Annotated in this window: 29 protein-coding genes; 11 read left to right on the top strand and 18 right to left on the bottom strand. The window is 59.6% G+C overall.

What is annotated here, in order from left to right:
• Window positions 1-33 precede the first annotated feature (33 nt).
• The 7 genes from MRBLMR1_RS03290 to MRBLMR1_RS03320 form a co-directional block, all read right to left on the bottom strand.
• The gene (locus MRBLMR1_RS03290) at window positions 34-1,161 is read right to left on the bottom strand and encodes an ABC transporter permease (protein ID WP_148145787.1); all 1,128 of its coding nucleotides are present in this window, start codon (window positions 1,159-1,161) and stop codon (window positions 34-36) included.
• Window positions 1,158-2,057: an ABC transporter permease gene (locus tag MRBLMR1_RS03295; RefSeq protein WP_148145786.1), complete on the bottom strand. Its 900-nt coding sequence runs from the start codon at window positions 2,055-2,057 to the stop codon at window positions 1,158-1,160. Before MRBLMR1_RS03295 ends, MRBLMR1_RS03290 begins: the two co-directional genes overlap by 4 nt.
• The gene (locus MRBLMR1_RS03300; protein WP_148145785.1) at window positions 2,057-2,392 is read right to left on the bottom strand and encodes a hypothetical protein; all 336 of its coding nucleotides are present in this window, start codon (window positions 2,390-2,392) and stop codon (window positions 2,057-2,059) included. The genes MRBLMR1_RS03295 and MRBLMR1_RS03300 overlap by 1 nt, the downstream gene beginning before the upstream one ends.
• A gap of 243 nt (window positions 2,393-2,635) precedes the next feature.
• Window positions 2,636-3,427, bottom strand: coding sequence for an ABC transporter ATP-binding protein (locus MRBLMR1_RS03305; RefSeq protein WP_148145783.1), 792 nt, complete (start codon window positions 3,425-3,427; stop codon window positions 2,636-2,638).
• Window positions 3,428-3,434: 7 nt separating this feature from the next.
• Entirely contained in the window at window positions 3,435-4,889 is a 1,455-nt protein-coding gene (hydA, locus tag MRBLMR1_RS03310) for a dihydropyrimidinase (RefSeq protein WP_148145782.1), read from the bottom strand.
• 112 nt (window positions 4,890-5,001) lie between these two features.
• Entirely contained in the window at window positions 5,002-5,478 is a 477-nt protein-coding gene (locus MRBLMR1_RS03315) for a GNAT family N-acetyltransferase (protein ID WP_500063643.1), read from the bottom strand.
• Window positions 5,475-6,728, bottom strand: a complete 1,254-nt coding sequence (locus MRBLMR1_RS03320) for a Zn-dependent hydrolase (RefSeq protein WP_210297829.1) — start codon at window positions 6,726-6,728, stop codon at window positions 5,475-5,477. Before MRBLMR1_RS03320 ends, MRBLMR1_RS03315 begins: the two co-directional genes overlap by 4 nt.
• A gap of 237 nt (window positions 6,729-6,965) precedes the next feature.
• Here MRBLMR1_RS03320 and MRBLMR1_RS03325 point away from each other — a divergent pair, with 237 nt between their 5' ends.
• On the top strand, window positions 6,966-7,607 hold the full coding sequence (locus tag MRBLMR1_RS03325) for a TetR/AcrR family transcriptional regulator (protein ID WP_148145781.1): 642 nt from the start codon (window positions 6,966-6,968) through the stop codon (window positions 7,605-7,607).
• Window positions 7,608-8,022: 415 nt separating this feature from the next.
• Here MRBLMR1_RS03325 and MRBLMR1_RS03330 read toward each other — a convergent pair whose 3' ends face one another.
• Window positions 8,023-9,057 (bottom strand): glutamine synthetase beta-grasp domain-containing protein, encoded by a 1,035-nt coding sequence (locus tag MRBLMR1_RS03330; RefSeq protein WP_148145780.1) that lies wholly within the window; start codon window positions 9,055-9,057, stop codon window positions 8,023-8,025.
• Window positions 9,058-9,474: 417 nt separating this feature from the next.
• On the opposite strand from MRBLMR1_RS03330, the gene MRBLMR1_RS03335 reads away from it, so the two are divergent.
• Entirely contained in the window at window positions 9,475-9,666 is a 192-nt protein-coding gene (locus tag MRBLMR1_RS03335; protein ID WP_183685231.1) for a DUF2735 domain-containing protein, read from the top strand.
• A gap of 46 nt (window positions 9,667-9,712) precedes the next feature.
• Here MRBLMR1_RS03335 and MRBLMR1_RS03340 read toward each other — a convergent pair whose 3' ends face one another.
• Entirely contained in the window at window positions 9,713-10,750 is a 1,038-nt protein-coding gene (locus tag MRBLMR1_RS03340; RefSeq protein WP_148145777.1) for a YeiH family protein, read from the bottom strand.
• A 114-nt stretch (window positions 10,751-10,864) separates the two neighbouring features.
• Here MRBLMR1_RS03340 and MRBLMR1_RS03345 point away from each other — a divergent pair, with 114 nt between their 5' ends.
• Window positions 10,865-11,785: a LysR family transcriptional regulator gene (locus tag MRBLMR1_RS03345; protein WP_148145776.1), complete on the top strand. Its 921-nt coding sequence runs from the start codon at window positions 10,865-10,867 to the stop codon at window positions 11,783-11,785.
• A gap of 68 nt (window positions 11,786-11,853) precedes the next feature.
• Here MRBLMR1_RS03345 and MRBLMR1_RS03350 read toward each other — a convergent pair whose 3' ends face one another.
• The 3 genes from MRBLMR1_RS03350 to MRBLMR1_RS03360 all read right to left on the bottom strand — a co-directional run bounded on the left by MRBLMR1_RS03350 (window position 11,854) and on the right by MRBLMR1_RS03360 (window position 15,430).
• Window positions 11,854-12,474, bottom strand: a complete 621-nt coding sequence (locus tag MRBLMR1_RS03350) for an acetate uptake transporter (protein ID WP_148145775.1) — start codon at window positions 12,472-12,474, stop codon at window positions 11,854-11,856.
• 253 nt (window positions 12,475-12,727) lie between these two features.
• Window positions 12,728-14,635 (bottom strand): methyl-accepting chemotaxis protein, encoded by a 1,908-nt coding sequence (locus tag MRBLMR1_RS03355; protein WP_148145774.1) that lies wholly within the window; start codon window positions 14,633-14,635, stop codon window positions 12,728-12,730.
• 390 nt (window positions 14,636-15,025) lie between these two features.
• On the bottom strand, window positions 15,026-15,430 hold the full coding sequence (locus MRBLMR1_RS03360; protein ID WP_148145773.1) for a rhodanese-like domain-containing protein: 405 nt from the start codon (window positions 15,428-15,430) through the stop codon (window positions 15,026-15,028).
• Window positions 15,431-15,511: 81 nt separating this feature from the next.
• On the opposite strand from MRBLMR1_RS03360, the gene ftrA reads away from it, so the two are divergent.
• Window positions 15,512-16,513, top strand: a complete 1,002-nt coding sequence (gene ftrA, locus MRBLMR1_RS03365) for a transcriptional regulator FtrA (RefSeq protein WP_148145944.1) — start codon at window positions 15,512-15,514, stop codon at window positions 16,511-16,513.
• A 42-nt stretch (window positions 16,514-16,555) separates the two neighbouring features.
• Here ftrA and preA read toward each other — a convergent pair whose 3' ends face one another.
• On the bottom strand, window positions 16,556-17,869 hold the full coding sequence (gene preA, locus MRBLMR1_RS03370) for an NAD-dependent dihydropyrimidine dehydrogenase subunit PreA (protein WP_148145772.1): 1,314 nt from the start codon (window positions 17,867-17,869) through the stop codon (window positions 16,556-16,558).
• 15 nt (window positions 17,870-17,884) lie between these two features.
• A complete protein-coding gene (locus MRBLMR1_RS03375) occupies window positions 17,885-19,246 on the bottom strand; it encodes an NAD(P)-dependent oxidoreductase (protein ID WP_148145771.1) in 1,362 nt (453 codons plus the stop codon).
• Window positions 19,247-19,469: 223 nt separating this feature from the next.
• Here MRBLMR1_RS03375 and MRBLMR1_RS03380 point away from each other — a divergent pair, with 223 nt between their 5' ends.
• From MRBLMR1_RS03380 to MRBLMR1_RS03400, 5 genes are all read left to right on the top strand, one after another.
• Window positions 19,470-20,465: an MDR family oxidoreductase gene (locus tag MRBLMR1_RS03380; RefSeq protein ID WP_148145770.1), complete on the top strand. Its 996-nt coding sequence runs from the start codon at window positions 19,470-19,472 to the stop codon at window positions 20,463-20,465.
• Window positions 20,466-20,824: 359 nt separating this feature from the next.
• Complete coding sequence (locus MRBLMR1_RS03385; RefSeq protein ID WP_148145769.1) at window positions 20,825-21,250, top strand: hypothetical protein; 426 nt, start codon at window positions 20,825-20,827, stop codon at window positions 21,248-21,250.
• Between the two features lie 159 nt (window positions 21,251-21,409).
• On the top strand, window positions 21,410-21,733 hold the full coding sequence (locus MRBLMR1_RS03390) for a FliM/FliN family flagellar motor switch protein (protein ID WP_148145768.1): 324 nt from the start codon (window positions 21,410-21,412) through the stop codon (window positions 21,731-21,733).
• Window positions 21,734-21,895: 162 nt separating this feature from the next.
• The gene (locus MRBLMR1_RS03395) at window positions 21,896-22,306 is read left to right on the top strand and encodes a DUF2325 domain-containing protein (RefSeq protein ID WP_148145767.1); all 411 of its coding nucleotides are present in this window, start codon (window positions 21,896-21,898) and stop codon (window positions 22,304-22,306) included.
• Window positions 22,287-22,508: a hypothetical protein gene (locus MRBLMR1_RS03400; protein WP_148145766.1), complete on the top strand. Its 222-nt coding sequence runs from the start codon at window positions 22,287-22,289 to the stop codon at window positions 22,506-22,508. The genes MRBLMR1_RS03395 and MRBLMR1_RS03400 overlap by 20 nt, the downstream gene beginning before the upstream one ends.
• 22 nt (window positions 22,509-22,530) lie before the next feature.
• Here MRBLMR1_RS03400 and MRBLMR1_RS03405 read toward each other — a convergent pair whose 3' ends face one another.
• The 4 genes from MRBLMR1_RS03405 to MRBLMR1_RS03420 all read right to left on the bottom strand — a co-directional run bounded on the left by MRBLMR1_RS03405 (window position 22,531) and on the right by MRBLMR1_RS03420 (window position 23,985).
• A complete protein-coding gene (locus tag MRBLMR1_RS03405; RefSeq protein WP_183685230.1) occupies window positions 22,531-22,881 on the bottom strand; it encodes a DUF423 domain-containing protein in 351 nt (116 codons plus the stop codon).
• Window positions 22,882-22,903: 22 nt separating this feature from the next.
• Entirely contained in the window at window positions 22,904-23,293 is a 390-nt protein-coding gene (locus MRBLMR1_RS03410) for a group II truncated hemoglobin (RefSeq protein ID WP_148145943.1), read from the bottom strand.
• A gap of 123 nt (window positions 23,294-23,416) precedes the next feature.
• Window positions 23,417-23,596 carry a hypothetical protein gene (locus MRBLMR1_RS03415; protein ID WP_148145764.1) on the bottom strand — a complete coding sequence of 60 codons (180 nt, stop codon included), beginning with the start codon at window positions 23,594-23,596 and terminating at the stop codon, window positions 23,417-23,419.
• An 86-nt stretch (window positions 23,597-23,682) separates the two neighbouring features.
• Complete coding sequence (locus tag MRBLMR1_RS03420) at window positions 23,683-23,985, bottom strand: lipoprotein (RefSeq protein ID WP_148145763.1); 303 nt, start codon at window positions 23,983-23,985, stop codon at window positions 23,683-23,685.
• A 424-nt stretch (window positions 23,986-24,409) separates the two neighbouring features.
• On the opposite strand from MRBLMR1_RS03420, the gene MRBLMR1_RS03425 reads away from it, so the two are divergent.
• Together MRBLMR1_RS03425 and MRBLMR1_RS03430 are read left to right on the top strand one after the other, a co-directional pair.
• The gene (locus MRBLMR1_RS03425) at window positions 24,410-25,132 is read left to right on the top strand and encodes a response regulator (RefSeq protein ID WP_148145762.1); all 723 of its coding nucleotides are present in this window, start codon (window positions 24,410-24,412) and stop codon (window positions 25,130-25,132) included.
• Window positions 25,133-25,135: 3 nt separating this feature from the next.
• Window positions 25,136-26,503 carry an ATP-binding protein gene (locus tag MRBLMR1_RS03430; RefSeq protein ID WP_148145761.1) on the top strand — a complete coding sequence of 456 codons (1,368 nt, stop codon included), beginning with the start codon at window positions 25,136-25,138 and terminating at the stop codon, window positions 26,501-26,503.
• The last annotated feature ends 24 nt before the right edge of the window (window positions 26,504-26,527 follow it).

The following is a 26,527-nucleotide window of genomic DNA, read 5'->3' on the forward strand; positions in this document are numbered from 1 at the left end:
CCTTGCGATGTTACGCCAAGCGGTTCGTTGCGCCTAACCCCCACGGTTAGACGGATGCCAGAATGTCAGTGCCCGCTCTCCCAGCGCGACCACACCATAAAAGATCGATCCGACAATCGCTGCAACCGTGATTTCGGCCCAGACCATGTCGACATTCATGCGACCGATTTCGGTTGAGATACGGAAGCCCATGCCGACGATCGGCGTGCCGAAGAATTCCGCAACGATCGCGCCGATCAGCGCCAGCGTCGAATTGATCTTGAGCGCGTTGAAGATGAAGGGCATGGCAGCGGGAAGCCTGAGCTTTGTCAGCGTCTGCCAGTAATCCGATGCGTAGGAGCGCATCAGGTCGCGTTCCATCGAGCCTGCTGCACTTAAGCCGGCGATGGTGTTCACCAGCATGGGGAAAAAGGTCATGACGATGACGACGGCAGCCTTGGACTGCCAGTCGAAGCCGAACCACATGACCATGATCGGCGCGACACCGATGATCGGCAGCGCCGACATGAGATTGGCGATCGGCAACAAGCCGCGGCGGAAAAACGCGATGCGATCGGCAAGGATCGCTACCGCAAAGCCGGATGCGCAGCCGACAAGATAACCGAAGATGACGGCCTTGAAGACGGTCTGCTGCACATCCGCCCAGAGCGTCGGGATAGACGACGCAAACCGGGCGCCGATGGCGGATGGCGGTGGCAGGATGATGAAGGGGATGCCAAGCCCGCGGGTTGCCGCTTCCCAGAGGATGAGGATCCAGGCGCCGAAGATTGCCGGGATGATGAGGCGTAGGAGGCTGTCTATCGCCCTGGAGCGAATCCGGAGTTCGGAGAGGATGCTGACGCAGCGCCAAGCCAGCAGCCAGTTGGCCGCGAGGATGAGGAAGAAGGCCGTAGAGGCCATTCCCTCGTTTCCGGCAAGGCGTGAGATCAGCAGACCGGTAGAGAAATGAGCGCAGACGAGGAGGGTCACTGCGACGAAGACGGGCGGCAGGGAAAGGAGGGAGACGACGGTTGCGCCGATCGTCAGGACGAAGATGGAGAACATCCGGATCGGCTTGTAGGCAATCGGTGCTTCGGCTGAGAGGAGGGGCAAGGTTGCCAGTGCCGCAAGGATAAGGGCGAGTGCCAACCAGGATTGCCAGGAGCGTTTCAGGATCGTCATGCCTGCCTCCTTTCCGGCTTTGCACCCATCGCCCGTTCAACGAGCTTGCCGATCAGTGCGACGATGGCGACCAGAAGGGCTGCAAGCACCGAGCCTGCTATCAGGGCTGCCCAGATGTCTATCGTCTGGCTGTAATAGGCGCCGGCGAGCAGTTTGGAGCCGATGCCTGCCACAGCCCCTGTCGGCAGTTCGCCGACAATCGCGCCGACGAGGCTGGCTGCGATCGCCACTTTCATCGAGGTGAACAGGAAAGGCACGGAGGCGGGGACGCGAAGCTTCCAGAACGTCAGGGCGACGCTGGCATTATAGGTGCGCATCAGGTCGAGCTGAATGAGTTCCGGCGAGCGCAGGCCCTTCACCATGCCGACCGCGACGGGGAAGAAGGAAAGATAGGTCGAGATCAGCGCCTTGGGCAGAAGGCCTGTGATGTTGACCGCGCCGAGCACGACGATGACCATCGGGGCGATGGCGAGGATCGGTACCATTTGCGAGGCGATGATCCAGGGCATCAGGCTGCGATCCAGCGCCTTTACATGGACGATGCCGACGGCAATCAGGATGCCGAGAAGGGTGCCCAGCGTGAAGCCAACGGCGGTGGACGATAGCGTGACCCAGGCGTGGTAGACGAGGCTGCGGTTGGAAGTGACCTTTCTGAGAAAGGTGTTTTCGAAAACGTTCGAGGCCACCTGATGCGGGGCGGGAAGCGTTGGCTTCGGCTGCGACATGGTCTTTTGGAGGAACTCGATCGCCGTCGAGGTGACGTTGGCGCGGCGGTCGAGATCGCGCTGGAAGGGGGCGTTCATGAAGTAAGCGCCGACATACCAGATGGCGATGATGGCGAGCACGATCACCGTGACGGGCATGATCCGATGTTGGATGAGTTTTTCCCGTTCCATCAGCTTTTCGCTCCGACCGGAAACAGCATCAGCACCATGGCGACGACACCGAGGCCTACGCCGGCCATCTGGGTGGCTGTGAGGCGTTCGCCGAAAAGGGCGAAGGCGATGAGGTTGATGAGCAGCAATTGAGCAATCGCCGAGACCGAGATCGCCAGACCCAGCCCGCCTTCACGCATCAGCTTCACCATCATCAGGTTGCCGACACAGTAGAGCGCCAGCGACAGGATCAGCAGGACGATGTTGCTGGAGGTGATGTAGGCGCGAGAGGCGGTGGCGGCCGCGAGGAAGGTTGCCATGGCGCCGGTGAGCCAAAGGAGGAAGGCGGGGGTCATGAATGGCCTCCCGTCAGCTTGCCTATGGTGCCGCCCTGTGGCTCACCCCCCTCTGCCCTGCCGGGCATCTCCCCCACAAGGGGGGAGATCACAAGCAGCGGGCTCACGGCCCCAAGACAATACCGCGCGGTATTCAAAGGCTTCCGATGGAGTGGCGAGTGAAAGCCCATCCGATCTCCCCCTTTGTGGGGGAGATGCCCGGCAGGGCAGAGGGGGGTATCGCTCGCTGACGTGCGGGAAAGATCACTCCTCATAACTATGCCCCGCTCTCAAACCTTCCCGGACCCTATGGGCTATCGCGAGAAACTCCGGTGTCTCGCGGATTTCCAGCGGGCGGTCCTTTGGCAGTGTCGAGGTGATCACATCCGTTACCCGGCCGGGGCGAGGGGACATGACGACTATTTTCGTCGATAGGTAGACCGCCTCGGGGATCGAATGGGTGACGAAGCAGATCGTCTTTTCCGTGCGTGCCCAGAGTTTCAGAAGCTGTTCGTTCAAATGGTCGCGAACGATTTCGTCCAGTGCGCCAAAAGGTTCGTCCATCAGCAGGAGATCGGCGTCGAAGGCCAGAGCTCTCGCGATCGAGGCGCGTTGCTGCATGCCGCCGGAGAGCTGCCACGGGTATTTTTTGCCGAAGCCTGCAAGATTGACGAGATCGAGGGTGCGGTCAATGCGTTCCTTCCGCTGCGTTGCCGAGTAATTCATGATCTCCAGCGGCAGCGCGATATTCTTTTCGATCGTGCGCCAGGGATAAAGCGCCGGTGCCTGGAAGACATAGCCATAGGACCGCGACTTTCGGGCGTTTTCCGGCGTCATGCCGTTGACGGTGATTTCGCCCGAAGTGGCGCTTTCGAGATCGGCGATGACGCGCAGGAATGTCGTCTTGCCGCAGCCGGACGGGCCGATGAAGGAGACGAAATCGCCCCGCTTCACCTCCAGATCGACATCGGACAGAGCATGGACCGGCCCGTCGCTCGTCTCGAAAGTCAGGCCGAGTTTTTTCGCGGAAACGACGGAGAAATTGTTCTCAGCCATGTCACGATCACACCCCGCTTGCCGGGATCCCCGTTCGTTCGACCTTGCGCGGTGCGGTTAGGTCCTTCCAGGTGGAGAGCGCCTTGCTGACCGCCGGATAGGGCTCGCGGGCGACGAACTGGCCGTGGCCTTCGCGGCTTTTCATCGTGCCGTCCTCGACGACGACAACACCACGCGAGAGGGTGTAGCGCGGCAGGCCGGTGACCTGCTTGCCCTCGAAGACGTTGTAATCGATCGCCGATTGCTGGGTTTTGGCCGAGATCGTCTTCGACTTCTTCGGATCGAGCACGACGAGATCGGCATCGGCCCCAACGAGGATTGCGCCCTTTCTCGGATAAAGATTGAGGATTTTCGCTATATTGGTCGAGGTGACGGCGACGAATTCGTTCATGGTGATGCGGCCGTTAGCGACGCCGTAGGTCCAGAGCATGGGAAGGCGATCTTCCAGACCACCGGTGCCGTTCGGAATTTTTCTGAAATCGCCGACGCCGTAACGCTTCTGGTCGGTGGTGAAGGCGCAGTGGTCGGTTGCCACGCATTGCAGCGAACCCGATGCGAGGCCGGCCCAGAGTGAGTCCTGATGCTGCTTGTTGCGGAAGGGGGGCGACATGACGCGGCGGGCAGAGTGATCCCAGTCCTTGTCGAAATATTCGCTTTCATCGAGCGTCAGGTGCTGGATCAGCGGTTCGCCATAGACCCGCATGCCATTCTGGCGCGCCCGACGGATCGCCTCATGCGCCTGTTCGCAGGAGGTATGGACGACATAGAGCGGCACGCCTGCCATGTCGGCGATGATGATGGCGCGGTTTGTGGCTTCGCCCTCGACGGAAGCGGGGCGTGAATAGGCGTGGGCTTCCGGGCCGTTATTGCCTTCGTCCATCAATTTCTGCTGCATGGCGGCAACGACATCGCCGTTTTCGGCATGGACGAGGGGCAGCGCGCCAAGCTCGGCGCAGCGCGAGAACGAGGCGAACATCTCGTCATCGTTGACCATCAGCGAGCCCTTGTAGGCCATGAAGTGCTTGAAGGTGTTGATGCCTTTTTCCTGAACGACGGTCTGCATCTCGTTGAAGACCTGCCCGCTCCACCAGGTGACTGCCATATGGAAGGAATAGTCGCAGTGCGCGCGGGTCGCCTTGTTGTCCCAGCGCTTCAGGGCATCCAGCATGGACTGGCCGGGATCGGGAAGACAGAAATCGACCACCATGGTCGTGCCGCCGGCAAGGGCTGCGCGGGTGCCGCTATCGAAATCGTCGGCGGAATAGGTGCCCATGAAGGGCATTTCGAGGTGAACATGCGGATCGATGCCGCCCGGCATGACATAACAGCCGGTGGCGTCGAGCGTTTCGTCGCCCGCAAGGTCCGGGCCGATCTCGACGATCTTGCCGCCGTCTATCTTCAAATCCGCCTTGTAGGTCAGGTCGGCGGTAACGATGGTTCCGTTCTTGATTACTGTGGCCATGGTTGTTCCCCTTATCGTGTGCCGCAGTCAATCGCCCGAGATCGAGGACCTCAGGGACTGAACATCTCGGGTGGTGATCGTTTTATTTTCGGTTTCGATGCGAAGAAGGCGCTCATTCGGCGGCCTCCCGCTGTTTGAGATCCTTCGTCATGAACAGGCTGTGCGGATTTTCCTCGTAGTCCGCAAACGGGCCGCAGGTTTGGTAACCGAGCGCTTCGTATAGCCGAACGGCTTCTACATTCAGCGGGCCGGTTTCGAGATAGAGCCGGGTGACATTGCGCGCGGTTGCCTGCGCCTCCAGTTCGGCTATGATCTTACGGCCGATACCGTGGCCGCGTGCTTCGTCATGAACGAAGATGCGCTTTAGCTCAGCACTGCCGTCGGAGAACCATTTGATGCCGCCGCAGCCGACCGCCTTGCCGTCGAGCCTTGCAACGAGGAAGGAAATGTCAGGCTGGGACAAGGCATCGAGATCGACGGCGAAATTGCCTTCGGGCGGATAAAGCGATGCCATGTAGTCGTCAGACAGTCCGATCAGGGCTGCGACGTCAGGCTGTTTCGGCTGCTCAATGGCAATCGTGACGGTCACTCGACGATCTCCGCCGTCTCGACAACAGCGTGGAAGAGCACGTCGCAGCCGGCGGCGGCCCAGTCCTTCGAGATTTCCTCGGCCTCGTTATGCGACAGTCCGTCGACGCAGGGGCAGAAGATCATCGTGGTCGGGGCAAGCTTTGCAGCCCAGCAGGCGTCGTGGCCGGCGCCGGAGATAATGTCCATGTGGCTGTAGCCGAGTTTTTCCGCGGCACCGCGAACACGGCCGACCAGTGTCGGATCAAAAGTGACCGGATCGAAATGGCCGACAGCTTCGACCGAGCAGCCGACGCCGAGGGCTTCACAGACTTCCGTCGCTGCTGCCTCGATCTTTGCGCGCATGCGGTCGAGTTTTTCCTGGCTCGGCGTGCGCAGGTCGACGGTGAAGACCACCTTGCCGGGCAGCACGTTGCGGGAGTTCGGGGTGAAAAAGGCCTGGCCGACGCCGGCGACCGCGCCGGGCTGTTCGGCCATGGCGATCTCCTGCACCTTCTCCATGATACGGCCAAAGGCGAGGCCGGCGTTGACGCGCATCGCCATCGGGGTGGAGCCGGTATGGGCTTCCTTGCCGGTTAGCGTGAATTCCAGCCACCAAAGGCCCTGACAATGGGTGACCACGCCGATCTGCTTGTCTTCAGCTTCGAGGATCGGGCCCTGTTCGATATGATATTCGAAATAGGCGTGCATCTTTCGCGCACCGACTTCCTCATCGCCCAGCCAACCGATGCGCTTCAGCTCATCACCATAGGCTTTGCCTTCGGGATCCTTGCGGCCATAGGCATAATCGATCGTATGGACGCCGGCAAAAACGCCTGAGGCGAGCATGGCAGGCGCAAAACGCGCGCCTTCCTCGTTGGCCCAATTGGTGACGACGATCGGGTGTTTCGTCTTGATGCCGAGGTCGTTCATCGAGCGGACGACTTCAAGACCGGCCAGAACGCCGAGCACGCCGTCGAACTTGCCTCCGGTCGGCTGGGTGTCGAGATGGGAGCCGATATAGACGGGCAGGGCATCCGGGTCCGAACCGGGGCGGGTGGCGAACATCGTGCCCATCTTGTCGACGCCGACCGTCATGCCGGCCGCTTCACACCAGCGCTTGAAAAGATGGCGGCCTTCGCCATCGGCATCCGTCAGGGTCTGGCGATTGTTGCCGCCGGCAATGCCGGGGCCGATCTTTGCCATATCCATCAACATGTCCCAGAGACGGTCGCCGTTGACGCGCAAGTTCTCGCCCGGTGCTGCCACCATTTTGAAATTCCTTATCTGTTTATGCTCTGCCGACCGGCAGCAAATCTGTTCGTTCCCATGGGCCTCGTCCGGCCTTGAGGCCGGAAGATCGGCATTGCGTTTGAGCCGCTTGTCGCCGATAATTTAACCGCTTGGTAAAAGCTTACAATTTCCCCAGCCGCACTCAAGCTGAAAATCGTCACGCTTCGAATGTTTTCGAGGATTGGGCGGCGGGTAACCACAAGGGCATAAGACGGCATGGCTATTCCGAGGGCCGCGAAGACGCAGCGGCGCACGCGCATCCAGGAGGAGAAGGAAGAGCGCATCCTGGAGGCTGCTTTGGACGTATTCTCGGTGAACGGTTTCCGCGGCTCTACGATCGATCAGATTGCCGAGGCGGCTGGCATGTCGAAGCCTAATCTTCTTTATTATTTCCGCACCAAGGAAGCCATCCACCGGCAATTGATCGACCGGGTCCTAACCACATGGCTGGAGCCGCTTAGGGTCTTTGACGCGGCAGGTGAGCCGGAAAGCGAAATCCGCTCCTATATTCGTCGCAAGCTGGAGATGGCGCGTGATTTCCCGAGGGAAAGCAGGCTTTTCGCCAATGAAATCCTGCAGGGCGCGCCGCGTATCGAGGACGAGCTGAAGGGGCCGCTGAAAGAGCTGGTGGATGAAAAGGCCGAGGTTATCCGGACCTGGGCGCGTGCCGGCAAGATCGCCAGATGCGATCCCTATCACCTGATCTTCTCGATCTGGTCGACCACGCAGCATTATGCCGATTTCGATGTGCAGGTGAGGGCGGTGCTCGGGCAGGCGCATTCCGGCGACGGTCGATTCGAGGATGCTGCGCGGTTTCTGGAGCAGCTGTTCATGAATGGGCTACGGGTGCGGGCGTAATATTGGCAGGGTTGCTGTCTGCGTGCGTTGCCAAATTCGCCAGCTTTTCCAGTTGTCCGGATGAGAAGTACCAGCCTCCGCTCAGCTTTGGTCCCTCAATCTGGATTTCGTAATAGCCTTTACGCCGCCCAATTGTTTTCCCAGAGATGTGTCTGATCGTTACAACGTGATCAGGTATGGCCCCATCCAGATAAGGCCCAATGTCTGCGGCAATGCCCGGGTGCAGGCGTCGCCCAGCCAGCAATGTGCCGAGCAGCACAAAAACATGATGGACTGGGCTTGCTCGCCAAGTTGCTGAATATTCTTCCATAGGTTCCACTGAGACGGGCAATAGCTGCTGCTGTCAACAGCCTGAGCAAAAACGAAAACGCCGGCTTGAAGCCGGCGTTTCCGTTTATCCTTGGGAGGACTTTTATCAGGCAGCAGCCGACTTTGCGGTCGGGACTTCCGAGATCGTCTTCAGAACCTGGGAAGCGATCTGGTAAGGGCAGCCCTGGGAGTTCGGACGACGGTCTTCGAGGTAACCCTTGTAGCCGTTGTTGACGAAGGAATGCGGAACGCGGATCGAAGCGCCACGGTCAGCAACGCCGTAGGAGAACTTGTTCCACGGAGCAGTTTCGTGCTTGCCGGTCAGACGCAGATGGTTGTCCGGGCCGTAAACGTCGATGTGGTCCTGAAGGTTCGTTTCGAACTGAGCCATGAGGGCTTCGAAATATTCCTTGCCGCCAACTTCGCGCATGTACTTGGTCGAGAAGTTGCAGTGCATGCCCGAGCCGTTCCAGTCGGTGTCGCCGAGCGGCTTGCAGTGGAATTCGACGTCGATGCCGTACTGTTCGCAAAGGCGGAGCAGGAGGTAACGAGCCATCCAGATCTGGTCGGCGGCGCGCTTGGAGCCCTTGCCGAAAATCTGGAATTCCCACTGGCCCTTGGCCACTTCGGCGTTGATGCCTTCGTGGTTGATGCCGGCTTCGAGGCACAGGTCGAGGTGCTCTTCAACGATTTCGCGGGCAACCGAACCGACATTCTTGTAGCCGACGCCGGTGTAGTACGGGCCCTGCGGAGCCGGGTAACCCTGTTCCGGGAAGCCGAGCGGGCGTCCGTCCTGGTAGAAAAAGTATTCCTGCTCGAAACCGAACCATGCATCTTCGTCGTCGAGGATGGTTGCGCGGCTGTTGGACGAATGCGGGGTAACGCCGTCCGGCATCATGACTTCGCACATGACCAGAGCACCGTTGGTGCGGGCCGGATCGGGGTAGATTGCGACAGGCTTCAGAACGCAGTCAGACGAACGGCCTTCAGCCTGCATCGTCGAGGAACCGTCAAAGCCCCAAAGCGGAAGCTGCTCGAGCGTCGGGAAAGAATCGAATTCCTTGATCTGCGTCTTGCCGCGCAGGTTCGGGACGGGAGTGTAGCCGTCCAGCCAGATGTACTCGAGCTTATACTTGGTCATGTTTTGTCTCTCAGGCCGTAGTGTTCATCGTTGAGCCAATCCGAGGACGCCTTTCATCAAGGCCAGCATCCCGGGCTTAAACAAATGAATGCATGCTGCGTGCCAGTTTGCGCCTGCGTGAGCCGGCGGCGATGAAAAAAATGTCACTGCCGCTCAAATGGGCCGTTTTCGACAAGCCGTCTTGTTTGGATTTGCTTAACAAACAAGCCGAATTCGAAGATAGACTCCCTCCTCCGGAACTCAGGAGGGTGCGTCAACGTTTATCCGGGTTAACGGCGTGCGGCGTTGTGCAAAGTTATTTGATTACAATCTCCGCTGGCGGAAATCATCGGAATGATGTAAAATGCAGCAATTGGATTAAATAATAGGCAGAATATGTGCCTGTCCAATGTGATGCAGTCTTTCAGGAGGCGATTGATGGCAGGCATCCATCGTGAAACAGCAAAAATTTATGAGTTTCCCCTGATGCAGCGGAGACGTCTCGATAACGGGCTGACAGCGCCGGCTTCTTCCAAGGAGGTGATTTTCTCCGTGGTGGATACTTGCTGGTATCACGGCGAGGCCATTCGTGAGGATGAGCACGCGCACGACACGCCCAAACCCTGCTGACCCGGATTTCCAAAGTGTTCGAAGCCACCCGCTCGCGGGTGGCTGATCAGAAGCCGAAGAGCTTCAGTGTGGCATAGCCGAAGGCTGCGATGAAAATCCAGCCGAATGCGCCCAGCGCCAGCGGTCGCCATCCCTCAGCACGCAGTTTACCGATATTTGCCTGCAGTCCCATTGCAGCAAGCGCCATGGACAGCAGGAAGTTGGTCAGCATCACGATGTGGCGGCTCATGTCGGCCGGGATAGAAACAGCACTATTCACCAGCATCATCGCAATAAAGCCCAGGACGAACCACGGCATGGGTGTCGAGACGCGCTGGCCTTCGCCCGTGTCTGCGCCTGCGTCCGAACGCATCGCGATCGCCAGCGTCATGATCAGCGGCGCGAGCAGGACGACGCGTGTCAGCTTGGAAATCGTGCCGAACTGGCCGGCCACATCACCCGCCTGAAACGATGCCGCGACGACCTGCGCAACTTCGTGGATGGTTGCGCCCGACCAGAGGCCGTAGGCGCGTTCGTCCAGACCTAGCGGTACGGCCAGCAGCGGGTAGGCGATCATCGAAATCGAACCGAAGAGGGTTACGCAGGCCACGGCATAAGCGACATGTTCCTGCCTGCCGCGCACGACGGTATTGGCGGCGATGACGGCCGAGGCGCCACAGACCGAGGTTCCGGCTGCAATCAAATCCGTCAATTGACGGTCGACGCCTATCAGCTTGCCGGCTAGGCGCATGGCAAGGAAGGTTGTCACCAGCGTCAATGTCACCATGATGAGGGCCGAGCCGCCGAGTGACAGGATCTGGGCTATCGTGACCTGCAGGCCAAGCAGAATGATGCCTGCTCTCAGGATGCGCTTCAGCGAGAACTGGATGCCGGTTTCGACGATCTGCGGCAGGGCGATGGTATTGCGGATAAGCATGCCGAGGATGATGGAGAGAATGAGCGGACTGAGGGCCATCCAGCCGGTTGCGGACCTAATCGCCAGCGCTACTGCAGCGGTCGTTGCCGTCAGCGCAAGACCGGGCAGAAGCGGCTTCAGTCCGGATAGCGATGAGTAAGGGCGTTCTGCCCAATCGGAAAACGACATTGATAAAATTCCACAAAATCACGGGATTCTCGAATGTCATTCTCCATTTCGCGAAAGAACAAATCCAACTCATAAGTTTTGTGGTATTGTTCGATAAAATCGAATGGTTTGCTGATGACGCTGGAACAATTGAAGATATTTCTGGAGGTTGCGCGGCTTGAGCATGTGACGCGCGCAGCAGAAACGCTCCATCTCACGCAGTCGGCTGTCAGTGCCGCGATCTCGGCGCTGGAAGCGCGCCATGGCGTTATTCTGTTCGACCGGGTCGGACGGCGTATCGGACTAACGGAAGCGGGCCGTCTTTTCGTCGATGAGGCGCGGGCGGTGATGGAGCGGGCGCGGGCGGCCGAGCTGGCGCTTGCCGATCTCGGTGGCTCTGCTTCCGGCGTTCTGCGCGTCCATGCTAGCCAGACGGTGGCGAGCTATTGGCTTCCCTCCCGGCTGGTTGCCTATCACGAGCGTTTTCCGCGCGTCGACCTGCGGCTGATCGTCGGCAATACGCAGAGTGCCGTTGAGGCGGTAGTGAGAGGTGAGGCGGATCTTGCCGTGGTCGAGGGGGAGGTCGTGGTTCCTGACCTGCAGCGCTCGACCGTGGCGGAGGATCGACTTGTGCTCGTCGTCGGCCGTCGCCATGCCTGGGCGGATGGGCGAAAACTTGTGGCGAGTGATCTTCTGGAAACCAACTGGATCATGCGCGAAGCCGGGTCGGGAACGAGAGCCGCCTTCGAGAGCCAGCTTTCTAGCCTCGGTCTCGATCCGCAGGCGCTTTCCGTCGTGCTTGAAATGCCGTCAAACGAGGCGGCGATGGCGGCGGTGGAGGCGGGGCTTTCTGCGACCGTGCTTTCCAGCCGTGCAACGCAGTTTCACTCGATGGCCGGCCGGCTGCATGTGGTGGATTTTCCCATGCCGCTACGGCGATTTTCAGCCGCCTATCATTTCGAGCGGCATGTGACGCGCGCTTTGCGCTCGATGCTGGATCTTCTCGATGAGGATTTTGGAGACGAGGGGCTGGCAGGCGTCGCCGGCGCCGGATGATACAAAAATGGCCCCGTCCTTGAAAAAAGACGAGGCCGTGCAATGTCGGTAGTCTCGGTGGATCTTGTTCAGATCATCGGCTTGCCGACCGGCAGCACGTCACGGCCGAAGGCGTCCTTGTAGATCTGGTGCGCCATGACATAGAGCGCCAGCGCGCCGCAGACCATCAGTTCGTAACCGGCGATGACGTTGAAGACATGCGGTCCGAAATGGCCGATGACCAGCAGAACGAAGCCGATGAACAGTGTGATGAAGACCAGACCGAGGCCAGTGCTGGCGCGCATCGCGCCGGGGGTCATGATGGCGGTATAGATTGCCCAGATGACTAGGAACCAGCCGAGATCGGTTTCGCTGACTGCGAAGAGGCCCATCGCATTGCCGATCTGGATCAGGCAAAGGGCGATCCAGAAGCAGCCATAGGCAGTGAAGGCGCTATAGCCGAAATTGTTGCCGATCTTGCCTTCGTGCAGGCCAGCGATCAGCTGGGCCAGGCCGCCGAAGATCAGGCCCATCCAGATGACCGGTCCGAGCGATGCCCAGCCGACATTGTGGAACTGAAGGACAATGGTGGTCATGCCGAAGCCGGCGAGGCCGACGACGGCGGGATTGCCGTGGCCGCCATGCGAGGCTGCCGCGTGTTCGGTTGGTGTTGCTGTGCTGGTGGAGGACGGAGGGACGTTCGCGTTCATCTGAGATCCATGGTTGGGGTGGCTGTGTTCAACATGCTGCCACCCTCCTCATGTGTGCAGCGCGCATTAGGGTGCGCTGACTAGCGCGGCGTTTGCCGAGTGAGAGTGATCTCGATCAAGTGCGGCGGTTGGTCTCATCCGGTAGTTGTCTTTTGCAATTTCTGTTGGCGGCTGGTGCTGTGGAGGATGTGGTTTGCCACAACGAAAAAAGCCCGGCATTGCCGGGCTTTCTCATGTCTGATGCGTGATGCCGTCAGGCTGCGTAGCGCATGCCGCGAGCGGGGGCGGCTTCCGCGCCGCCGAGCTTGAAGCTCGACAGGATCTGCTGCAGCTGGCGGCTTTCTTCTGCGAGCGTTTCGCTGGCTGCAGTGGTCTCTTCGACCATGGCTGCGTTCTTCTGGGTCATCTGGTCCATGTGGTTGACCGAGGAATTGATCTCGGCGAGCGCCGTTGCCTGTTCGCGGGCGGCAGTTGCGATCGATTCCACATGCTCGTTGACCTTGTTGACGAGGCCTTCGATCTCAAGCAGCGCGTCGCCGGTCGAACGGACGAGCGACACGCCGCCTTCGACTTCGGCAGCAGACGCGCTGATCAGGGTCTTGATTTCCTTGGCGGCGTTTGCAGAGCGCTGTGCCAGTTCGCGGACTTCCTGTGCGACGACGGCAAAGCCACGACCGGCTTCACCCGCACGGGCAGCCTCGACGCCGGCATTGAGCGCGAGCAGGTTGGTCTGGAAGGCAATTTCGTCGATCACGCCGATGATCTGGCTGATCTTGCTGGATGAATCCTCGATGCGACCCATGGCGGTGACGGCCGAGCGGACGATGTCGCCGGACTTCGTGGCGCTCTGCTTGGTGGCATGCACCATGTCGCGGGCCTCAGTGGCGCGCGAAGAGGCGGCGCGGACGGTCGCGGTGATCTCGTCGAGAGCGGCTGCGGTTTCTTCAAGCGCGGCTGCCTGCTGTTCCGTGCGCTTCGACAGATCGTTAGCGGCCGACGACAGTTCGGCGGAGTTGTTGTTGATCGTGCCGGCTGCGCCGCGGACATTGTTCATCGTGCCGCGCAGGCGCACCATCGTATTATTGACGTTGGTCTGCAGTTCGGCGAACGCGCCCTGGAACTGGCCGTTCATGCTTTGCGTCAGGTCGGCATCGGCGAGCGCGGCGATAACGCGGCGGACTTCGGTGGTGGCGGCGTCGACGCTTCCGACCAACTCATTGACGCCCGAGGCGAAGCGGTTGAGATCTTCGTTCTGGTAGTCCTTGGAGATGCGGCCGGAGAAGTCGCCGGCGACGGCGGAGGCAACGACGGTGGAGATGCTCGACTGCAGGTCGCTGCTGTTGCGATGCAGGGCGGCTTCCTGGGCCTTGAGTTCGTTCATGGCGAGCGCATTGGTGCGGAAGACTTCGACCGCGCGGGCCATCTCGCCGATCTCGTCCTTGCGGGCGGCATCAATCTTGAGGTTGTCGAGTTCGCCATTGGCGAGGCGGGTCATGGCCTGGGTCAGCGAACGGATCGGGCTGACGATGCCGCGGGTCGCAACCATCAGGCTGATTGCAGCGCCGATGACGATGAAGATGATGGCGGAGATTGCCGAAATCAGGATGGCGGTCGTCGAGGAGGCGACGGCGGCTTCGCGCGCTTCGGCCAGCGACTTGCCGGAATAGGTGCTGTAGACCTTGACCGTGTCCGTGACGGCCTTCTGGCCATCCAGTGCGGCCTTCAGTCCGCCGGTGATCGCGGCCGTATCTGCCGGGTTCTTTTCGGCGATATCGACCATGCCGCGGATCGAAGTGAAATAGCTGTCGAGAGCGCCGCGGATCGCCTTCAGCTGATCCTTTTCGGCGGCATCGGCGGTGGCTTCGATCTTCGGCAGGCGGGCGAGCATTTCGCCGGCGCGTTTTTCGGCATCCGCGCGAAAATCCTTCGCCTTGTCCGGCGCTGCCGCCAGCTGGTAGGTCATGCGGCTGATGGCAATGATATCGACGCGCAGGTCCATCGCCTCGCGGGCGACTTCCTCGCGGGCGCCGACGGAAATCATTGCTTTCTGAAGGCCGAACAGGCCAGACGCCGCAACGCCCGCAATAATCAGGGAAGAAAGGCCCATCACGACGGTGACTAGACCGAGTTTCTTCGAAATAGCCATATCTCGAAATGCCATAATGCACACCATTTAGTTTGCCCAACACATCAGCTCGCTGCCGTCTTACGAGACGTGTCAGGATGCCGCGCTAAAATATTGTCAGGGTTGAACTAATTGTGAGTTAAAATGCTCTCGATGCTGCATTATTTGCTTGCAGGTTCATTATGCTGTTGTAGTTGTTTTTTGAGCAAAACATCGAATATTGGGCATTTGCTCGTAAAAGATGTGGCTAAAATTCATTGTTTGCCCGACACTTCATCTCCGGCGAGTACAGCGGAGTGGATGACTTGCTGCAGTGCAGCATAGGGTTGATTTTTTTATTCGGTCCGCTGGGATTCTGTTCGCTCTTCCTGCTTTTTGTCAGGAAACGGCTGCGGGCACTGCAACTCCGCAGCCGTTCCTTCCTCGTCATGCCGCTGTAGCGGCGTCATAGACGAAGCCTTCATCGGCCCAACCGGTCATGCCGCCGATCATCACCTTGACCGAAAGGCCGAGGCGGGAGAGGCGTAGCGCGGCCTTGTCCGCGCCGTTGCAATGAGGCCCGGCGCAATAGACGACAAACAAGGTATCCGCCGGCCATTGCGACATCTTACGTGCGGTCATCTTGCCGTGGGGCAGATTGAGTGCGCCCGGAACATGCGCCCGGGCGAAGAGTGCGGGAGCGCGTACATCGAGCAGGACGAAATCGACTGTGCCCGAGGCGAAAGAGGCATGCACGTCCCAGCAGTCCGCTTCGAAGGCGAGCTTGCGGGAAAAGTGTTCGGCGGCATCCTGCGGGGCGGCGGCGGGGAAATCCGAGACGGGGCTTGGCATGACACGATCCTTTCCTTGTGTCGCTGAGGCTGTGTTGCGGGCGATCATGCCTGATGATAGAGATGGCTGAAATTGGCCATTGTGACTTGCGGCGTAAAAATCATGCCAAAGCAACTTACTCACCGGACAAGCGGTCCGCATGTCGTCACCCTTGTCTATGACGGGCTTTGCACCTTCGAATTCGGCATCGCCCATGAGGTCTTCGGTCTGGCGCGACCGGAAATGGGGGAGGGCTGGTATCGGTTCTCCGTCGCGGGTGTTGAGCCGGGGCCGCTGCGCGCGGCGGGCGGCTTGACCGTTTCCGTCGATGCCGGACTGGAGGTTGTGGCCGCGGCCGACCTTATCATCGTTCCGGGCTGGCGCGGGATCGGCGAGCCGGTGCCGGCGCCGCTGATCGAGGCGCTGCAGGCAGCGCATCGGCGGGGAGCGCGGGTCATGTCGCTCTGTTCGGGCGTTGCGGTTCTGGCCGCTGCCGGCCTTTTATCTGGACGGCGCGCGACGACGCATTGGCGGTATGTGGAGGCAATCGCTAAGGCTTATCCCGATGCCGCCTTCGATGCTGATGTTCTCTATATGGATGAGGGCAATACGCTGACAGCTGCAGGAAGCGCTGCCGGCATCGATCTTTGCCTGCATGTGGTGCGCGGCGATTTCGGTGTCGAGGCGGCCAACAGCGTTGCCCGCCGGCTTGTCGTACCGCCGCATCGCGAAGGAGGGCAGGCGCAGTTCATCGCTGCACCGGTGCCGCAACAGAGAGAAGGTCTCAGGCTTGGGCCGCTGATCGAATGGATGCGCGAGCGGCTTTGCGAGGAGCAGTCGATCCGGATGCTGGCGGAACGGGCCGGGATGAGCATGCGCACCTTCCAGCGCCGTTTCGAGGCAGCGACCGGCGACAGCGTGGGGGAGTGGCTGGTGAAAGAGCGCGTGAGGCTGGCGCGCGAGTTGCTCGAAAAACGGTTTTCATCCTCGCTGGACGATATCGCAATCGCCTGCGGTTTCGGCACACAGGCGACCTTGCGCCATCATTTCCGCAAGCGGCTGGGCACAAGCCCGGCAGCTTACAGGAAGACATTCGGGCAATAGAAGGTCGGCCGAACTGAGGGCGACCGACCTTCTTCTCTAATCCTATTCCGCCGCCTGTCGCGCCATCTGGTTGTTGGGATGGCTTGTCCAGTTGGCGTAGTTGGGATCGACCGGGCGGCCGGTGCGCTGGTCGAGGGAGCCTGCGGGGAGTGCTTCCATGGTGATGCAGTTTTCCACCGGACAGACGTTGACGCAGAGGTTGCAGCCGACGCAATCCTCTTCCTTCACCTCGAAATGCCTGACGCCGTCGACCATCGCGGTGATCGCCTGGTGGGACGTGTCCTCGCAGGCGATGTGACAACGGCCGCATTTGATGCAGGCGTCCTGATCGATATGTGCCTTGGCGATGTAGTTGAGGTTGAGATACTGCCAGTCGGTGACGTTCTGCACCGCGCGGCCGGTGATCTCGTCCAGGGTTTGATGGCCCTTCGTGTCCATCCAGTTGGACAGGCCTGTGATCATCTCCTCGACGATCTTGAAGCCGTAAGTCATGGCCGCGGTGCAGACCTGCACATTGCCGGCGCCGAGCGCCAGGAATTCGGCCGCATCACGCCATGTCGTCACGCCGCCGATGCCGGAGATCGGCAGGCCGTAGGTTTCCGGATCGCGGGCGATCTCGGCGACCATGTTGAGCGCGATCGGCTTGACCGCCGGGCCGCAATAACCGCCGTGGCTGCCCTTGCCGTTGATCGACGGGTTGGGCGAAAAGCTGTCGAGATCGACCGAGACGATCGAGGAGATCGTGTTGATCAGCGACACGGCATCGGTACCGCCGCGCTTTGCTGCACGGGCAGGGTGCCGGATGTCGGTGATGTTCGGTGTCAGCTTGGTAATGACCGGCATGCGGGTATACTGCTTGCACCAGCGCACCACCATCTCGATATATTCCGGCACCTGACCGACGGCGGAGCCCATGCCACGCTCCGACATGCCGTGAGGACAGCCGAAGTTCAGCTCGATGCCGTCGACTTCCGTCTCTTCCACCAGCGGCAGGATCGCCTTCCAGGCGTTTTCCTCGCAAGGAACCATGATCGAGGCGACGATCGCCCTATCCGGCCAGTTCTTCTTCACCTGCTTCATCTCGATGAGATTGGTGTAGAGGTCGCGGTCGGTGATCAGTTCAATATTGTTGAGGCCCAAAAGCCTGCGGTCTGCGCCCCAAATCGCGCCATAGCGCGGGCCATTGACGTTGACGACCGGCGGTCCCTGTTCGCCCAGCGTCTTCCACACGACGCCGCCCCAGCCGGCCTTGAAGGCGCGCTCGACATTGTAGGCCTTGTCGGTCGGTGGGGCCGACGCGAGCCAGAAGGGATTGGGGGATTTGATGCCGATGAAATTGTTGCGGATATCAGCCATGGTTGAAAACTCCCCTCAGGCCACTGCACTGGCCGGCTGAGCGCCGGCTGCGAGCATGCTGTTGATGCTTTCGGCAGCATCGCGCCCTTGAGCGACCGCCGAAACGGTGAGGTCTTCGCCGGTGCCGATACAGTCGCCGCCGGCCCAGACGTTTTCGATCGACGTGCGGCCTTGGCTGTCGACAACGATCTTGCCTTTGTCGAACTGCAGGGCGCCGAGGCCGGTGGCGACAAAGCTCTGGCCGATGGCCTTGAAAATCTGGTCGGCGGCGATAATGCCGGTCTCGCCGGTGGTGGCGAGCTTGCCGTCGGTCATCGCGGTATAGTCGACTTCGATTCCGGCCACTTTTCCGTCCTTCCCGATGATCGATTTCGGGGCCAGCCAGTGGCGGATGATGACGCCTTTCGAGGCTGCAAGATCCTGCTCCCAGGTCGAGGCGTTCATGTTTTCCTTGCCGCGGCGGTAACAGATCGTCACTTCCTCTGCGCCGAGCAGCTTTGCCTGGATCGCGGCGTCGATCGCGGTCATGCCGCCACCGATGACGACGACACGGCGGCCGATCGGGACAGTTGCCTTGTCCTCGGTCTGACGCAGTGCCGCGATGAAATCGACGGCGTCATCGACGCCAAAGAGGTTTTCGCCCTCGACGCCCAATCCGTTGACGCCGGAGAGACCCATGCCGAGGAAGACGGCATCATATTCTGCGGTCAGGTCCGAGAGCGAGTAGTCGCGGCCGAGCACTTTGCCGTGTTCAATGGCGATGCCGCCGATGGCGGTGACATAATCCACTTCGCGCTGGGCAAAATCGTCCACCGCCTTGTAGGTGGCGATGCCATATTCGTTGAGGCCGCCGGATTTTTCGCGGGCTTCAAGAATGGTGACATCGTGGCCGTTGACCGCCAGCCGGTGTGCCGCGGCAAGGCCTGCGGGGCCTGCGCCGACAACGGCAATCCTCTTTCCGCTCGATGCCTTGCGCTCGAAGAACTGCCGTCCGGCCTCCATGGCGATGTCGGTTGCGTAGCGCTGCAGCCTGCCGATCTCGACCGGTCGGTCCTCGGCCGTGTTGCGGACGCAGACGTCCTCGCAGAGCGTTTCGGTGGGACAGACGCGGGCGCACATGCCGCCGAGAATGTTCTGAGCGAAGATGGTTTTAGCCGATCCGAGCGGGTTGCCAGTCGATATCTGCCGGATGAAAAGCGGGATATCGATGGCGGTGGGACAGGCCGTCATGCATGGTGCATCGTAACAGAAGTAACAGCGGTCTGACGCCACCAGCGCCTCATGCTTGTCAAGGCGCGGGTGAAGGTCGGAAAAATTCGATGCGTATTCGTTGGTCGAGAGCCTGCCGGCCTCGATCCCGCTTCCCAGTCGCTCCATCCGAGTTCCCTCATTATATGGTTATGGACAACTATTGGGCAGATCGTAACACGGCTCAAAATTTTATCAAACGGTAAAATTTCTGCCGGCAAGCTTGACGATGATGCACCATGCGGCGGATCGCGGGGGTATTTGGTTCCGGCTATCGTGACCTGCATCAATAGCCGGAACCGGCGGCGGCCCTAAATACGGATCCGTAGATCAAAGCAATTGGAGTGACGAAATGGTTGAAACGTTCAGGGCGATGGTCATCGATACTGTCGACGGCAAGCCGGCAGCGGGTTTTCGGGAGGTTTCCCTCACAGACCTGCCCGACAACGATGTCCTCGTCGAGATCGCCTACTCGACGCTGAACTATAAGGACGGGCTGGCAATCACCGGCAAAGGTCGTATTGCCCGCCGCACGCCGCTGATCGCCGGTATCGATATTTCCGGCACGGTCGTCGAGTCACGGTCGGCAGAATGGAAGACGGGCGACAAGGTGATCGTGAACGGATGGGGCCTTTCGGAAACCGAACCGGGTGCATATGGGCGCTATCAGCGGGTGAAGGCCGAATGGCTGATCCCGCTGCCGGAGGCATTTTCCCTGCAGCAGGCGATGGCGATCGGCACGGCGGGTTACACGTCGGCGCTTTGCGTCGATGCGCTTGAAAAATGGGGCGCGATCAAGCCGGGCGAGGGCGAAGTGCTGGTGACCGGCGCTGCCGGCGGCGTCGGTTCGGTGGCAATCGCGCTGCTTTCCGCCCGCGGCTACAATGTCACCGCCTCGACAGGTCGGCCCGAGACCCATCCCTATCTTGAATCGCTCGGTGCGACGAATTTCATCGATCGCGCTGAACTGCAGCAGAAGGGCGGACCTCTGCAGAAGGAGCGCTGGACGGGCGGCGTCGACAGCGTCGGTTCGACAACGCTTGCCAATGCGCTGGCGCAGACGGCGCGGGGCGGGGCGATCGCCGCCTGTGGTCTGGCGGGCGGTGCGGATCTTCCGGGGACCGTTCTGCCGCATATCCTGCGCAGCGTTGCCCTGATCGGTGTGGACTCGGTCATGGCGCCGAAGGAGCAGCGTCTTTCGGCATGGAGCAGGCTGGCGCGCGATCTGGACAAGTCGAAACTCGACGCCATCACAACTGTCGAGCCAATGTCGAAGCTGCCGGAACTTGCGCAGGCCATCATCGACGGCCAGATCAGAGGCCGTGTCGTCATCGACGTCACCGCCTGAGCGGCTCTGCGTTTCTATTTTCTGCGGCCTTCACTCGACTGTGAGGGTCATGATCCAAGGGCAATCGGCCGCCTGCCATGCGGGCGGCCTTCCCGCGGAGCGCAAGCTGTAAAGCTTGCGGTTGCCCGCGTCGGGACAGGTGTCCTTCCTCCCGTTTTCCGTCAAGCCAGCGGCTTGCCGACAGTTTCCAGCCCTCCGATAAGCATTTTCACTATTCACGACGGCCTCCCATCGCGGGCGGACTTATCCTTCTGTGAATGTGCCAAGTCTCTGAAATACCCCTTAAATCTGATAATTGAACGTGTTTTCCCAGTCCGGTACGGTGTTAAGATTGTTTTAACCATTTCCGGGTCGCCATCATGTTGGAGAACAGCAAGCCTCGCCATTATCTTGCTCAGTTCTATGGGGCGAACGACAATCCGCACGTCCGATATCGTAGGACTAATATTATCGCTCGTGCCGTTTATCCGAATGGCGGAGTGAAGTCCTTTTCCAGCCTGCAGGTCCGGATTGTCGGGATATGCGAGACCGGCGCCCTCATTCAGGCCGGGGCGGTGGAGTTTCTGCCTGACCACTTCTATCTTTGTCTTGGTGAGAACGAGGTCATCTTCACCTGTGCCAAGCGGAACGTAATGAAGGATAAGATGGTCCTTGTGTTTTCGCAGGCGGAAGACACGTTTTTTATCAATTCCCTGGCCAAGGGCGGACTACCTCTGACGACACTGAAACGCATGCGCGCTTCCACCGTTGTACGGACACGTACGATGCGCAGCGGGCATTCTTAACCGGTTTCGTGATCACCTGTCGTGTTTGCGTCTTTATGATCCGTCAACTGTGGAAGTTAACGACTCGTTAAGGACGGCTGTCTGTCCGGGGCGAATGCGGGGGGCGCAGCGTTTATTTTCGAGTGAGTCGCGCCCCACACATTTCAGAAGGTGACCATTATGATCAACGACCTTGCCGGCAAGCCGTCTCCAGTATTTCCAGAATTTCCGGTGTCGGAGGAAAGCTCAATGCAGCCGGCTCCCTCTCGCGCCCGCCTTGGTGAAATTCCCGTCGAAGTTCAGGTTGTCATCGGTAGGGCGAAAGTTTCCGTCGCTCAATTGGCAGCAGCCAAGCAGGGATCATGGTTCAGGCTCGACAAACGTTTTGGTGAGCCTGTCGAGATCCAGGTGAACGGAAAGACGATCGGCCACGGTGAAATAGTGTCCGACGACCGCGACAATTTTGTCGGCATCCGCATGACGTCGGTCGAAAACCGCCTCTAAGAGACGTTGGAGGGGTGATCTTCGGTTGCTTCCAATTGCTGTCCCGACTGCTCGATAAATATGAGTGTGATCCTCACGTTTAATCTTTACTCTGATAGTCAACTTATCTAAGGTGCCGCTCACCGAAGGTTCCCGAGACGAGAATCGATCAGGCGAGGCGTGATGGCGAAGAAGCAGAAACGGAAGAATGGCGGCGCAAGCGAGGCGGCATCTGCGGCCCAGCAGGCGAAACCGGATCGTGATGCGATCGATGTCCGCAGCTTCCTTTATGTCGGTGGCCGTGACTGTCAGGTCGCTCATCTGCGTGAAATCGCGACTCGTCACGGGGCCGAACTGATCCATCATGACGGTGGCCTGCGTGAGGCCGTCTCCCGTATCGATACCGTGCTTCCCTCCGTCGACTGCGTGTTTTGCCCCATCGACTGTATCAGCCACGATGCGTGTCTGAGGGTGAAGACCGGCTGCAAGAAGTTCGGCGTCACCTTCGTCCCGCTGCGCAACGGCTCGAAATCGAGCCTTGAACGTGCGCTCCAGACGATGAAGGAAAAAAACGATGAGAGACGAGCGTCCTGATCCCAGCCTGTTTATCGGCCTGCACAAGCTGGCGGAGCAGAATGGCGAGGGACTGGTGCCGGAGCTTTACGAAATTCTGGCAAGCCGCAGCCGGGAGGACTGGAGTGATGACAATGTCATCCGTTTTGCCGACCATGCCACTGTAAGCCCCACGACCGTACCGTCATGGGAGGCGGGCAAGGTGCTGTTGTTCCGCAGGTAAAATCGGCAGACGACATGAGGGGTCAGGTGCGGCGGCCAAGGAAGGCGCCTGCCGCTACCAATAGCCAGCCGAGCATCATCAACGAGCCGCCTGCCGGTGCCGCGAACGGAAAAAGCCTGTCTCCGAGATAATGCCGCGACACGAGATCGCCGGTAAATAGGATTGTCCCCAAACCAAGGGTGAGGGCGGAAAGCGTTGCTGTCCTGAATGTTGCGTGACCAAGATAAAGCGCCAGCAGAACCGGTGCGTGGGCAAGGCACATGGTGGAGGCATTGCCAAGGAAATGCGTGTCGCCGCCATGGCTTGATGCGGCTGCGAGCGCCACGCCGGACAGACCCATCAAACCGCTGACGAAGAGAATCAACGGGCGCATTTTCGCTAAATTTTCCAAGAGCCTATTCCCTATTCTGCATGTGATGGCCAAGGCGCTCGATCGGCGGCCAGATGATGTCGCGTAGTTTTGGGTTTTCAATGGTTTCGTCCAGCGCGCGGCTGAAGCATAAAAGCCATTCGTCGCGTTCGGCCGGCCCTATTGCTGCGCCGAAGTGGCGGGAGCGCAGTCGCGGATGGCCATACTTCTCGACATAGACGGGAGGACCGCCGAGATATCCCGTCAGGTATTCATAAAGCTTTGCTTCACTGTCCTGGAGATTCTCTGGATGGATCGCACGGCAATTGCGTGCCTCGGGCAAAGTGTCCATCAAATCGTAAAAACGCTTCACCAACGCTTTTACCGCCACATCACCGCCGATCGCTTCATAAAGAGTGATGGTCCCGCCCGTCATCATGCCCATCCCGCATTACCCTCACGCGGTGTTAACCGGCGGGAGAGGGGCGGGCAAGTGGATTAACCGTTTCGCTCACATGGGAAAGCGGACGCCTGGGAAATGACGACGCCGCTTTTTGGTTCATTCCGGCCCGGAATCGGTGTCCTTGCTGTCCTTTGCAGGCAGAGATCCAGTGCCCGGTGTCTTATCGTGGTCCGTCAGGCTATCCTTGGCGTGAGGTCCGGCTGCCGGGTGGCGTCCGGTCCCTGCGTAGGCACTGCCACGTTCAATCGCTTCGCGCGCGTCTCTGTCTTCTGCCATTGTGGCCTCCATTTTGTTGGGAGGAAAACGACTGCCGGGGCGGTCTGTTCCGCTCGGTGACAAACGCTGTTGCGCAGATGAGGTAACTAGCGTCCGTGGCTGATGGTGATCGGCGTGATCCGGCGGCTGTAGATGTCGAGGCTACCATCTTCCAGGACGCGGTAACGCTCTTCGACGCGGCTTCCGAAGCTGCTGAAAAACTCGTGGGTGAAAGTATAGCCGACAGGCATGTTTCCAAACCGGGCGTTGGCTTTCCCGCCATACGTGAGGCTGCCGGCGATAGGTGCTATGCCGGGTCCATAATCTATTGCACGAAATTCGGGGTTGCCCGTGGAGTTGCAGGCGGTCAGCGTTGCTGCCGCAAGAGCTATGACAAGCAATCGTTTCATTGAACAGCTTCCTTCGCTGGGTGCGGCTTTTGCGATGAACAGAAACCCGTGACACGGAATTTAGTTCAAGCCGAAGGACAAAGGAAGTCAGTTGCCTGTGTGGAGGGGGGAGGCTGGAAGCGCAACCGAGTGGTGTCCTGACTGGAGGTCGAGAATAAACCGGCGGTTCCGATTGCGCTTCCAAAGCAAGGAGCTGTGAAAGGTGGTTCTTTTCACAGCGTCAACATCAACGGAGAATTCGACGCTACCATTGACCGGGTAAGAATTTCGAACTCTTCGACGAAATCCTTATAGCGAATGTTTGTCTCCGGATTATCCCTGACAAAAGCCAGAATGGTATCGGTTTGTCGCAGTCGAAGTATCTGCGACGTGCCGTTACAAAAATCCTGATGCGTGGCGATCTGGCATCGGATAAATCGCTACCATGGCAAGCTCTCCTAATATCCTGATTGTCGACGACCACGCCCAGACCCGTGATGCTCTGAGGCTCTACCTGGAGAAGGTAGGTATGCGGGCGGTTGCGGTGGACAGTGGCAAGGAAATGGACAGGGTCCTGACGTCCGGAGGGTTCGATCTGATCGTTCTCGACGTCATGTTGCCGGGCGAGGACGGATTGGCGATTTGCCATCGGCTCAGAGCCACAAGCAAGATTCCAATCCTGATGCTGAGTGCGCTCAACGAGGAGACGGACCGCATCATCGGCCTTGAGCTCGGAGCGGACGACTATCTCGCAAAACCGTTCAATCCGCGCGAAGTTGTGGCGCGCATCAAGGCGATCCTGCGGCGTTACGAGCCGTCGGCGCCTTCGCTCGGCGGGGAGCATGGTGGTCAGGTGCTTCGTTTCGGTAACTGGTCCCTTCAGATTGATCGCCGCTGCCTCGTCGACGAGGACGGTGTGGAGACACCGCTCACCGTTGCAGACTTTCAGTTGCTGATGGCGTTTCTCGAGCGACCAAGGGTCATCCTGTCACGGGAGAGGTTGCTTGAGCTGACTTCGGCGCGCAGTGCAGGCCCGTTCGATCGCGCCATCGACAATCAGGTCAGCCGATTGCGGCGAAAGATCGAACAGAGTAAGGATCGTCCCGAACTCATCATCACCGTGCGCGGAGGCGGCTACTGCCTCGTTGCGGATGTGACCAAGGTCTGAAACATGAAAATCGGCGTTCCCCAAAGCGTTCGAGGACAGCTTATCCTGCTGCTCCTCGGCTGTCTGCTTGCGGCGCAGATACTCAGCATTTCCTATTTCATGCATGACAAGAACAAGCAGATTCTTGGTTATCGGGCTTTCGATGCAGTCGAGCGACTGCTCAGTACCGCAAAATTGCTGAGGACCCTGCCCGCAGCTGACGATGAAGCGATCATCAAAACCCCCTCAGAATGGGGCATGCAGTTTACGATTACCGATGCGGCTCCACAGGTGCGTGATGAGCTGCTGCCCTCTGATGACATCGCAATCTTTCTCAAGAACAAATTCGGTGTAACCGTCGGGGATGGTTTCATCCTTGCTGCAACAGAAATTGCGCCGAGCCATGAAATAATGGGCCACGCCAGCAAGCCCGGCCGTAATTTGGTGCTTCTGGCTTCCATCACCCTGGATGACGGCCGGTGGCTTACTGCGCGTGACGTGATGCGCCTGCCAAAGACATGGGCATGGCAACTCATGGCAACAATCCTTGTAACGATCCTGATCGTCGTGGCGGTCGTGTGGATCATCGTTGCAAAGATCACCACGCCGCTTCAGCATCTGTCCAACGCCGCCGACAATCTTGGTCGAGGCGAAAGCCCACAGCCCATCTCGGCTTCCGGCCCTTCCGAGCTTAGAAAGCTCACTCATGCCTTCAACGACATGGCGGCACGCCTCACCAGATTGCTCAACGAGCGCGCCAAGATGCTCGGGGCGATCGGCCACGATCTGAAATCTCCGATCACTGCGATGCGATTGAGGATCGAGCTTCTCGATGACGGTGATTCCAAGGATCGGCTTGGCGTGTGTCTCGATGAGATCCAGGAACTGGTTGATGGCGCGCTCTCGCTTTCCCGCGGCTATGACACCACGGAGACGGAAACCGTATTTCAGTTCGAAGATCTGATGCAGGAGCTGATTGCGGACTTGGTCGTCGCAGGAGGCGACATTACTCTCGTCAATCCACACCGGTTCTTTATCCATGGCCGCCGGGGCGCCTTGAAGCGTGCTGTTCGCAATGTCGTGGAAAATGCGCTGCGCTACGGCTACCGGGCGAGGATTTTCGTTCGTCCGGCAATGGGAGACGTGTGTCTCCTTATTGATGATGACGGCCCGGGCATTCCCGAGGCGGACCGGACCCGCGTCTTCAACCCGTTTGTTCGCCTTGAAGAATCTCGCTGCAGGGATACGGGCGGAAGCGGCCTCGGCCTTGCCTTGGCCAAGTCGATCATTGACGCCCACCAGGGCAAGATCCGTTACGAGGAAGCAGATTCGGGCGGCGCTCGCGCTGTTATCATGCTACCGCGATTGATGGACCAGGCAGGCGCTGCATAAGCCCTGTTTCGCAGTGTTTCTGCG

It is taken from the genome of Neorhizobium sp. LMR1-1-1.1 (assembly GCF_040675795.1).
Taxonomy (GTDB): domain Bacteria; phylum Pseudomonadota; class Alphaproteobacteria; order Rhizobiales; family Rhizobiaceae; genus Neorhizobium; species Neorhizobium cellulosilyticum.